The following is an 8,657-nucleotide window of genomic DNA, read 5'->3' on the forward strand; positions in this document are numbered from 1 at the left end:
AGATTTCGACGGCGGCGGGGGAGAGCGTGTCTCCGATGAGGACTTTAGGCATTGCGTTCTCCATTGCGCCAGTCGGCGCGGGTGAGTTGATAAACGAGGCATTGGTCGGGTCCGAAAGTGCGCGGCCCGAGAAGTTTGAAACCGAGAGATTCATAAAAGCGGTGGGCGGTGGTGTTATCCGCCAACGGATCAATCAGGATGTGCTGGCAGAGCGGATCGGAAAAGCAGCGCTCGAACGCCAGATGCATCATCTGCGTCCCGTAACCCTTGCCGAGGCAGTCGGCTTCGCCAATCCAGATGTCGATGGCCCAGGAATGTTCCGGGCAATCGTCTCCCCAGTAATGGCTTTCCTCTTCACGGCAGTCGATGGTCTGAACAAAGCCGATGGGCCGGTCGCCCAGCATCGCGATCAGGAATTCCCGCCAGGGCACATCGCGCCCCAGCTGGTTTTCCCAGTCCCACGCGTTCCAGTCATCATCCCCGCCTGTGCCCTGCACATGCGGCTGCTCATCCCAATGAAGGATGAGGGCAAGGTCTGACGGGGTTGCGGAGCGAAGCGTGATCATCCTGGTGTCCCTGTCATCCCGGAAGCTGCGAAGCAGCTATCCGGGACCTTGTTGCCAAAAGGCGGAAGGTCCCGGCTCTTCGCTGCGCTCCGGCCGGGATGACAATTGCTAAAGTTTCGCCGCTTCCTCATGGAAGGCCCAGTCGAGCCAGGGGAGAAGCTTCTTCACGTCCAACGGTTCGACCGACCCGCCGACCCATATCCGCAGCCCCGGAGGCGCCTTCGCATAGCCAGCGGCGTCGAAACAGGCATTCTCCGTCTCCAGACGTTTCATCATGCGTTTGATGAAATCGCGCTGGCCGTCTTCATCCAAGGCCGCGACGCGTGCATCCTTGATCCGGAAGGTGACGCCGGTATTCGAGCGGACCGCCGCATCCTCGCAGAGGAACTCGATCCAGTTCGACTTGTTGACCCAATGGGCGAGGATTTCGAGGCTCTCATCCGAGCGGGCCTTGACGCGCTTCCACCCGCCAATCCGCTCGACCCAGTCCAGCGCGAGGAGATAATCCTCAACGCACAGCATCGACGGCGTATTGATCGTCGCGCCTTCAAACAAGGCCTCGTCCAGCTTGCCGCCCTTGGTCATACGGAACAGTTTCGGCAGCGGCCGGTCCGGCGTGTAGCTCTCAAGCCGTTTCACGGCGTTGGGCGACAGGATCAGCATCCCGTGCGCCGCTTCCCCGCCCAAGCATTTCTGCCAGCTATAGGTGATCACATCGAGCTTTTCCCAGGCGATGTCCTGGCTGAACGCAGCAGACGTCGCGTCGCAGATCACGACCCGGTCCGGGTTCGGCTTGATCCAGTCGGCATTGCGCACGCGCACGCCGGAAGTCGTCCCGTTCCAGGTGAACACGATATCGGCGTCATCGCGCGCCTTGGCGAAGTCCGGCAACTGGCCGTAATCGGCGACATGGGTCTTGCAGTTTTCAAGCTTCAGCTGCTTGACCGCGTCGGTCACCCAGTCCTGCCCGAAGCTCTCCCAGGCGAACACATCGACCGGCTTCGGGCCGAGCATCGACCACATGCACATCTCAACCGCGCCGGTATCGGAGGCGGGCACGATGGCGACACGGTAGTCTTCGGGAATGCCGAGGATCAGCCGTGTGCGGTCAATCGCAGCCTTCAGCTTCTTCTTGGCGTCGCCCGAACGGTGCGAGCGGCCAAGGGCGGCAGTCACGAGATTTTGAAGGGAAAAGCCCGGATATTTCGCGGTGGGGCCCGACGAAAAATGCGGGCAGGCAGGGCGCACGGCCGGCTTGGCGGTGGTCACGTTCATCTGTTTTACTCCTATCCTTACAGATAGGCTGGGCGCCGTTGGGGGCGCCTGGCCCGCCGCGTCATTCGCATAGTTTCCGTGCAGATACAAACGGGATTTTCTGCGGCCTATCTCAGGACAAATCCGAGAAGGATGGCCGCCTGGCCAAAGAAATACAGATGCCACAAGGAGATGGACGGCCAGAAACGGGTCGGTTCGCCGCTTGGCCGGCGGAAGAGTTCATTGGCGAGAATCGCATCAGACAGGATGAACATCAGTGCGCCGATCAGCACGAGGCCGTAGCCCGCTGGCAAGGCAATTGCCGCTGCGCCCATCACCAGGATTACCGCGCCATAGGCAAAGACCGGCCAGCGCATCGCCCCCAGCGAGGGCGACAGCCAGGCGATATACCCCGCCCCCGCCAGCACCAGCACCGCGCGGGCAGCATAGTTCAGCGCGTCCCCGCTCACCTGCCCCGCGGACCAGAACAGGATCACGTAAAACACATGCGCCGTGAAGAAGGCCGCCATACCGGGGATCAGCCAGCGTTCCGGCCGGCCAGCGAGGAAGGCGTCTCCCAGCGTGGAGGCCGCAAGACCCGCCACCAGCAGCCAGGGCGCGCCCATCCAGGCCGCAAGGCCTGTCAGGATCAGCATACCCGAAATCTTGAGGATCAGCTTGGCCGGGCCCGGCGGCGCGCGCGACAGGGTAAAGCCATATACGGCTGCGAGCAGGCCCGCGAGGCCCAGCGCCAGCAAGAGGGTCACTTCGTATCCCGCACCGGTTCTGGCAGCTTCAGCGCCTTGCGGGCCATCGCGCGGTGGCGCTCGGTGACGTGCGCGCCGACAACGCTCAGCGCCGTCGCCAGCACGGTCGCGTCATCGGTAAAACCGAGGCCGACGATGGCGTCCGGGATCAGGTCCACCGGCATGACGAAATAGGCGGCGGCAGCAAACAGCACGGCTTTCGCCTTGGTAGGCGTAAGCGGGTCGCGCGCGCAGAACCAGGCCGCCACCAGATCGTCGGCGAAAGGCAGCTGTGAGGCAAACTTGCCGATTTTCGGCAACAGCCCCTGCGCCCGGCGTTCGTTCCGGCAAATCGATTTTGGCAGGTAGATATCCCCCTGCCCTTTGACTGTCTCGATGATTTCCGCTGCGTCAGACATTGCGCTCTCCTAGGGTCATTATACTCCAGAACGCCAGTCAACGAAAAGCAAGGAGGGCAGTGCCCCATGGAACTCAATTCTAATATCTCCGCCGTGATTACCGGCGGCGCCTCCGGCCTCGGCGCTGCGACCGCCCGCAAGCTCGCCAGCTACGGCGTCAAGGTCGCCCTGTTCGATCTGAATGCCGAAAAAGGCGAGGCCCTGGCCAAGGAACTCGGCGGCGTGTTCTGCGAAGTGAACGTCACCGATGAAGCCTCTGTCGATGCGGGCTTTGTGAAGTCCCGCGCCGCAATCGGCCAGGAGCGCATCCTGATCAACTGCGCTGGTACCGGCAACGCCATCAAGACCGCCAGCCGGGAAAAGAATTCCGGTGAAATCAGCCACTTCCCGCTCGATAAGTTCAACCTGATCATCCAGATCAACCTCGTCGGTACCTTCCGCTGCATCGCCAAATCCGCCGCCGGTATGATGAGCCTCGAGCCCCTGCCCTGCGGCGATCGCGGCGCCATCGTCAATACCGCCTCCGTGGCCGCCGAGGATGGCCAGATCGGCCAGGCCGCCTATTCCGCCTCCAAGGGCGGCGTTGTCGGCATGACCCTGCCGATCGCGCGGGACCTGTCGCGCGAGAATATCCGCGTCAACACGATCCTGCCGGGCATCTTCAACACGCCGCTGCTCGCGGCTGCACCGGAACCGGTGAAACAGGCCCTCGGCGCGCAGGTGCCGTTCCCGCCGCGTCTTGGCAATCCGGACGAGTTTGCTTCGCTGGCCACCGAAATGGTGCGCAACAACTATTTCAACGGCGAAGACGTCCGCCTCGACGGCGCGATTCGCATGGCGCCTCGTTGATTTTATGCTCGCCGCTGTTCCCGCCTGACGGCGGGGCGGCTGCGCCTTCGCCTTGCTCGTGGGATTCTCCCCTTTGAGAACTGGATCTGGGAAAGCCCGCTCTCCGGAGCGGGCATTTTCTTTTCAGCTCCGGCTGGCCATCAGTTTTTCCCAGCGCGCCATCGCGTCCGGTCCCCAGATGGCGAGGTGGTCCGGATAATAGTCGTCGAAGGCAGGTTTGCCATCGGTGAGCGCCAGCCAGGAGACCGCCGAAGACCTGAAGATATGAACGTCCGGTGTGAGTGCCGATTTGTCATCCAGTGTTCCCACACGGATGAAGGCTGCCGCCTCCCCCGCCGTGGGGTAATGGCTCCACACGGTCACCTGGCATTCAGGGCAGCGCGCGATCAATTGACCCCGGCCACTGTTGCTGGGGGTGAGGGTGACCTTCGGCGCACCGGCCAGCAATTCGACCTCGGCCGACTCGATCACCGCATTGATGACGAAAGCCGAGCCGGTCTCCCGCTGGCACCAGGTGCAGTGGCAGCAATGCGTGATCATCGGCGCCCGGTTGAGCCGGTAGCGCACCGCGCCGCACGTACAGCCGCCTTCAAGTTTTTGGGTCATCGTCCACCTCCCGTAGCCGAAGACTACAACGGGCCTGTGTTCCGGGAAACCCGTTTGCTAGTCGATGGGGGCTGACGATTCGCGCACGCGCAGGAAGCCGTTGGAGATCATGGTCATGACGATTTCGCCGTGCTGGTTGGTGACCGTCTGGCGTGTCTTGGTGGGGCCCATGTCGGGGCGGGATTTCGAGCGGCGCTTGTCGATCAGCTCCATATCGACGGAAAGTTCGTCGCCCGGATAGACGGGCTTCACCCATCTCAGCTCATCAATTGCGGGCGAGCCGAGGCCAGCCGCCGACTCTGTATCTTTCCAGGTATCGCCCATCAGGCGCATCACCATCGCGCCGGTATGCCAGCCGGAGGCGGACGGGTGACCGAAGAAGTTTTATTTCGCCGTCCAGCTAGTCTGTCATCTCGCGTCCCCACTTCTGCCCCACCAGAACAATACATGAACATAGTGATCCAGCAAGCCCCTCACGTGGCGGCAGGGGCTGCCAGCCGCCCAGACGGCGCTAAAAGTCTGCAGAGTTGATTCAGACGGGAGAGCGACACGTGGATTTTGACGAGGTGATCCGGGGCCGGCGCAGCATTCGCGGCTATCTCAACAAATCCGTGCCCCAGGCGCTGATCCGCGAGATCCTCGAACTCGCCATGCGCGCGCCAACCTCACTGAACACCCAGCCCTGGAATTTCTATGTCGTCGCGGGCGAGGTTCTGGACCGCATCCGTGCCGGCAATGTCGAGCGCAACCTCGCCGGCGTCCCTGACAGCCGCGAGTTCCGCATGGGCCCCGGCTATGAAGGCGTCCACCGCGAACGCCAGATCGAGATCGCCAAGCAGCTCTTCGGCGCCATGGGCATCGCGCGCGAGGACAAGGAAAAGCGCCATGACTGGGTGCTGCGCGGCTTCCGCCAGTTCGATGCGCCCGTTTCGATTGTCGTCACCTATGACAGATCCATCCAGGGCAGCGACATCGCGCCCTTCGACTGCGGCGGCGTGGTCAATTGCCTCGTCAATGCCGCCTGGTCGCGCGGGCTGGGCTGCGTGATCAACTCGCAGGGCATCATGCAGAGCCCGGTCGTACGCGCCGAGGCCGGCATCCCGGACGATCAGGTGATCCAGACCTGTGTGGCGATGGGTTGGCCGGACGACACCTTCCCGGCGAACGCGGTCATCTCGACGCGAAAGTCCGTGGACGAAGCTGCGGTATTCCGAGGGTTTCAGGACTAGGACGCCAGATGTCAGGATCAGGGTAAGCCCCAAGGAGGCTGCCTTTATGACCCAGAAGTCCCCCTTCGCCGGCTGGTGCAACCCGCCCAGCCGCCTCAAGTCTTTTCTGTTCGCCGCCGCATTGCCGGTCTCGATGTACATCTTCGCAGATCAAGCCGCAATGGCCGCGCCGGAGGGAAATTGTCCCGCCGGCTCCGCGGCAAGTACGGACACGGCGCAGCAGGTTTGTGGCGAGGACGAAACCGGCTCTAAAGATAGCGCTATTCTGCAGTCGCTCGACGCGCTCGCCGCGCATGGCCTCGACCCCGCAAGTTACACCCGCAGCGACGCCAGCCCGCGCGATGCCTGGCTGCTTGCAGCCACGCATCTCCGCCGCGGCGCGATCGACGCGGAAACGCTCGCGCCGCGCCTCGAGGCGGACGCGGCGCTAGCCGAAACCTTCGACGCGCTGCCCACGGATTCGGACGCGGAAGCCTACAGCGCCGCCCTCGACGCGCTTGCCCCCACCTCTTCCCTCTATGCGGCCCTGCAGACGGAACTTGCGGCGCATCAGCAAAGCCCGCTGACTTCGGCGGACGCCAAAGCCGCCTCCGCCGCGCAGGCACGCATGGCCAGCCTGCGGGCGAGCCTTGAACGGCTGCGCTGGTTGCCGCGCGAGAACACCGAACGGCAGATCTACGCCAACATTCCCACCTTCGAGGTTGTAGCCCTCACCGGCGACACCGAAGTCTCGCGCCACGTCGCGATCTTCGGCGAAGAAGATCGTCAGACGCCGGAGTTTTCCGACACCATCACCTATCTCGAGTTCAGTCCGTGGTGGAATGTTCCCGCCAGCATGGCGCGGAGGGACAAGCTTCCTGACTTCCAGAACGACCCCGGCGAGATTGAGGAGCTCGGCTACAAGGTGCTCGATGCGTCGGGCAAGCCGGTGAATGCGTCAAACATTGACTGGAGCACAATCTCCGCCGACGATTTCCCCTACCGGCTCCGCCAGGCGCCGGGGCCGGACAATGCACTCGGCCAGGTGAAGATCATGTTCCCCAACGAGCACGCCATTTACCTGCACGACACGCCGCACACCGAACTGTTCGATCAGGAAGACCGCGCCTTGTCCGCCGGCTGCATCCGGGTGGAGGACATCGCCGCGCTGTCCGAATGGCTGCTGGAGGACACGTCCGGCTGGGGCAAGGCCGAGATCGATGCGGCCAAAGGCTCCGATACCGAGACCCGCGCCAACCTGTCATCGCCCGTGTCGATCCACATGGTCTATCTGACCGCCTTCCCGGCCGCCGATGGCACCATCACCTACGCCGAGGATGTCTACAGCCTCGACGCGGCCCTGCTGCCCGCTTTGGCGGGCAATGCGCCGGACGAAGCGGCAGGCAATGGGTCCGAGAGTCTCGAAGATTGAGGACTCGCGAGTTCCCCCTCCCATCCGTCACCCCCGATGCGCAAAGCGCATCTGGGGGGCCATCTCCAGGTATTTCGGCGCTGGGTGAGATGAGGAGATGGGCGCCCAGATGGCCTGTCGGCCATCGGGCGTGACGACATCAAGCAAACAGGACTCCCTACCCCTCTACCGCTTTCGGATTTCGCACCTGGATCAGCCCGTTGGACAGCATCGTCAGCACGACCTCGTCCTTCTGGTTGTAGACGGTCTGCTTCGACTTCGAGATGCCCATGTCCGGCCGGCTGCTCATGCGGCGCTTGCTGACGAGTTCCATCTCCACCCTCAGCTCGTCGCCCGGAAATACCGGCTTGACCCAGCGCAGCTCGTCGATGCCCGGCGAGCCGAGCCCGGCGGTCGGCTCAAGATCCTTCCATGTGTCGACCATCAGCCGCATGACCATCGCGGCCGTATGCCAGCCCGAGGCCGAGAGCCGCCCGAAAAACGTCTTCGCCGCCGCCTCATCATCGAGGTGGAAAGGCTGGGGATCATATTTCGAGGCAAACTCGATCACTTCCTCACGCGTCACCGTATAGCTGCGCGAAGAGCGCGTGACCGTGCCGACGACCAGATCCTCATAATATTTCATGGCAAAGCCCCGCTTGTTCCGACGCTCGTTCCTGAAGCGGGAAACGGATGCGGGCAAGCCTCACGCGGCGAAAAGCATGCCGCCTGAACAGAACAACCCGCTCCTTAAGCGGAGCGGGCGTTCCTCCCAGAAGGTCCCGCTGCTGCGGGGGAAGCCGGTTCGGGACCCGTCAGGAACCTTTAGCGGTTGCCCTGGCGCGCTTTGACGTCTTCCTCACCAGCCTGGGCACGGTCAGCCTCATCGAACACGATCGGCGCTTCGCCCTTGCCATAGGAGCGTGCCTTCTGGGCAAGCGAATCCATGGATTCCTGCATCCGGCCGTGGCCAATGGCCATCTGGCGTGACGCGCTGACACCGACCGCATCAGCATCGGAAAAGCTCGCAAACTCGGCGCCGAGGAAGATCACTTCCCAGCCGCGCGCCTGGGCGCGGTCAATGGCCGCCCGCGCGCCTTCACGCGTCACTTCGCGCGAGGCATTCTCCAGCCCGTCCGTCATAATGACGATGACGGCCTTTTCCGGATTGTCCGCCTCGGCGCGTGTCAGGATCCGGCCGATGGCATCGAACAGCGGGGTCATGCCGCGGGGGCTCGCCTCGTCATTCGTCAGCTTCGTCCAGTCATCCGGCGCCACCTTGTCGCGCAGCACATCGAACTGCATGCCGCCATGATGATCAAACAGAGCGAGCGTCACGCTCGTGCGCAAATCCGGATCGACGGTCTCGCCGGGCGCGTCCTTGCCGAAGCTTTCGGCAAAGGCATTCACCGAGGCAATCGCCTCATCCCAGATCGGATACATCGAGCCGGTCCGGTCGAGGAGGATATAGGATTTGACCGCTGACGGCTCAGACGGCGCGGGCATTGTCTTGGCCTGCGCGGTGGCGGCGAGAATAAGTCCAGCGGCTATGGCGCTCAGTGTGCGTGCGATTTTCATGGTGCGTCCCTTCCTGTTGG

Annotated in this window: 10 protein-coding genes and 1 pseudogene; 3 read left to right on the top strand and 8 right to left on the bottom strand. The window is 63.2% G+C overall.

Going from position 1 to position 8,657, the window contains the following annotated elements:
- Window positions 1-44 precede the first annotated feature (44 nt).
- The 4 genes from ACK4SV_RS15565 to ACK4SV_RS15580 all read right to left on the bottom strand — a co-directional run bounded on the left by ACK4SV_RS15565 (window position 45) and on the right by ACK4SV_RS15580 (window position 2,985).
- Window positions 45-566, bottom strand: coding sequence for a GNAT family N-acetyltransferase (locus ACK4SV_RS15565; RefSeq protein WP_409918763.1), 522 nt, complete (start codon window positions 564-566; stop codon window positions 45-47).
- 108 nt (window positions 567-674) lie between these two features.
- Window positions 675-1,835, bottom strand: coding sequence for a phosphoserine transaminase (locus tag ACK4SV_RS15570; protein ID WP_409918772.1), 1,161 nt, complete (start codon window positions 1,833-1,835; stop codon window positions 675-677).
- A gap of 113 nt (window positions 1,836-1,948) precedes the next feature.
- A complete protein-coding gene (locus tag ACK4SV_RS15575) occupies window positions 1,949-2,587 on the bottom strand; it encodes a lysoplasmalogenase (protein ID WP_409918764.1) in 639 nt (212 codons plus the stop codon).
- On the bottom strand, window positions 2,584-2,985 hold the full coding sequence (locus tag ACK4SV_RS15580) for a YkvA family protein (RefSeq protein WP_409918765.1): 402 nt from the start codon (window positions 2,983-2,985) through the stop codon (window positions 2,584-2,586). The genes ACK4SV_RS15575 and ACK4SV_RS15580 overlap by 4 nt, the downstream gene beginning before the upstream one ends.
- Before the next feature lie 66 nt (window positions 2,986-3,051).
- Between ACK4SV_RS15580 and ACK4SV_RS15585 the strand changes: the two genes are divergently transcribed.
- Window positions 3,052-3,834, top strand: coding sequence for an SDR family NAD(P)-dependent oxidoreductase (locus ACK4SV_RS15585; RefSeq protein ID WP_409918766.1), 783 nt, complete (start codon window positions 3,052-3,054; stop codon window positions 3,832-3,834).
- Window positions 3,835-3,957: 123 nt separating this feature from the next.
- Here the strand turns inward: ACK4SV_RS15585 and ACK4SV_RS15590 are convergent, their stop codons facing one another.
- Window positions 3,958-4,440, bottom strand: coding sequence for a GFA family protein (locus tag ACK4SV_RS15590; protein ID WP_409918767.1), 483 nt, complete (start codon window positions 4,438-4,440; stop codon window positions 3,958-3,960).
- 57 nt (window positions 4,441-4,497) lie between these two features.
- Window positions 4,498-4,806, bottom strand: a pseudogene (locus ACK4SV_RS15595) (MaoC family dehydratase N-terminal domain-containing protein); the annotation flags it as partial.
- Between the two features lie 185 nt (window positions 4,807-4,991).
- On the opposite strand from ACK4SV_RS15595, the gene ACK4SV_RS15600 reads away from it, so the two are divergent.
- Together ACK4SV_RS15600 and ACK4SV_RS15605 are read left to right on the top strand one after the other, a co-directional pair.
- Window positions 4,992-5,669, top strand: a complete 678-nt coding sequence (locus tag ACK4SV_RS15600; protein ID WP_409918768.1) for a nitroreductase — start codon at window positions 4,992-4,994, stop codon at window positions 5,667-5,669.
- A 46-nt stretch (window positions 5,670-5,715) separates the two neighbouring features.
- Window positions 5,716-7,080 (top strand): L,D-transpeptidase family protein, encoded by a 1,365-nt coding sequence (locus tag ACK4SV_RS15605; RefSeq protein ID WP_409918769.1) that lies wholly within the window; start codon window positions 5,716-5,718, stop codon window positions 7,078-7,080.
- A gap of 157 nt (window positions 7,081-7,237) precedes the next feature.
- Here the strand turns inward: ACK4SV_RS15605 and ACK4SV_RS15610 are convergent, their stop codons facing one another.
- Both ACK4SV_RS15610 and ACK4SV_RS15615 read right to left on the bottom strand, forming a co-directional pair.
- A complete protein-coding gene (locus tag ACK4SV_RS15610) occupies window positions 7,238-7,705 on the bottom strand; it encodes a MaoC family dehydratase (protein WP_409918770.1) in 468 nt (155 codons plus the stop codon).
- Window positions 7,706-7,884: 179 nt separating this feature from the next.
- Window positions 7,885-8,657, bottom strand: a 773-nt coding sequence (locus tag ACK4SV_RS15615) for a VWA domain-containing protein (protein ID WP_409918771.1), incomplete at its 5' end; no start/stop codon positions are given.

It is taken from the genome of Hyphomonas sp. (genome assembly GCF_046313735.1).
Taxonomy (GTDB): Bacteria; Pseudomonadota; Alphaproteobacteria; order Caulobacterales; family Hyphomonadaceae; genus Hyphomonas.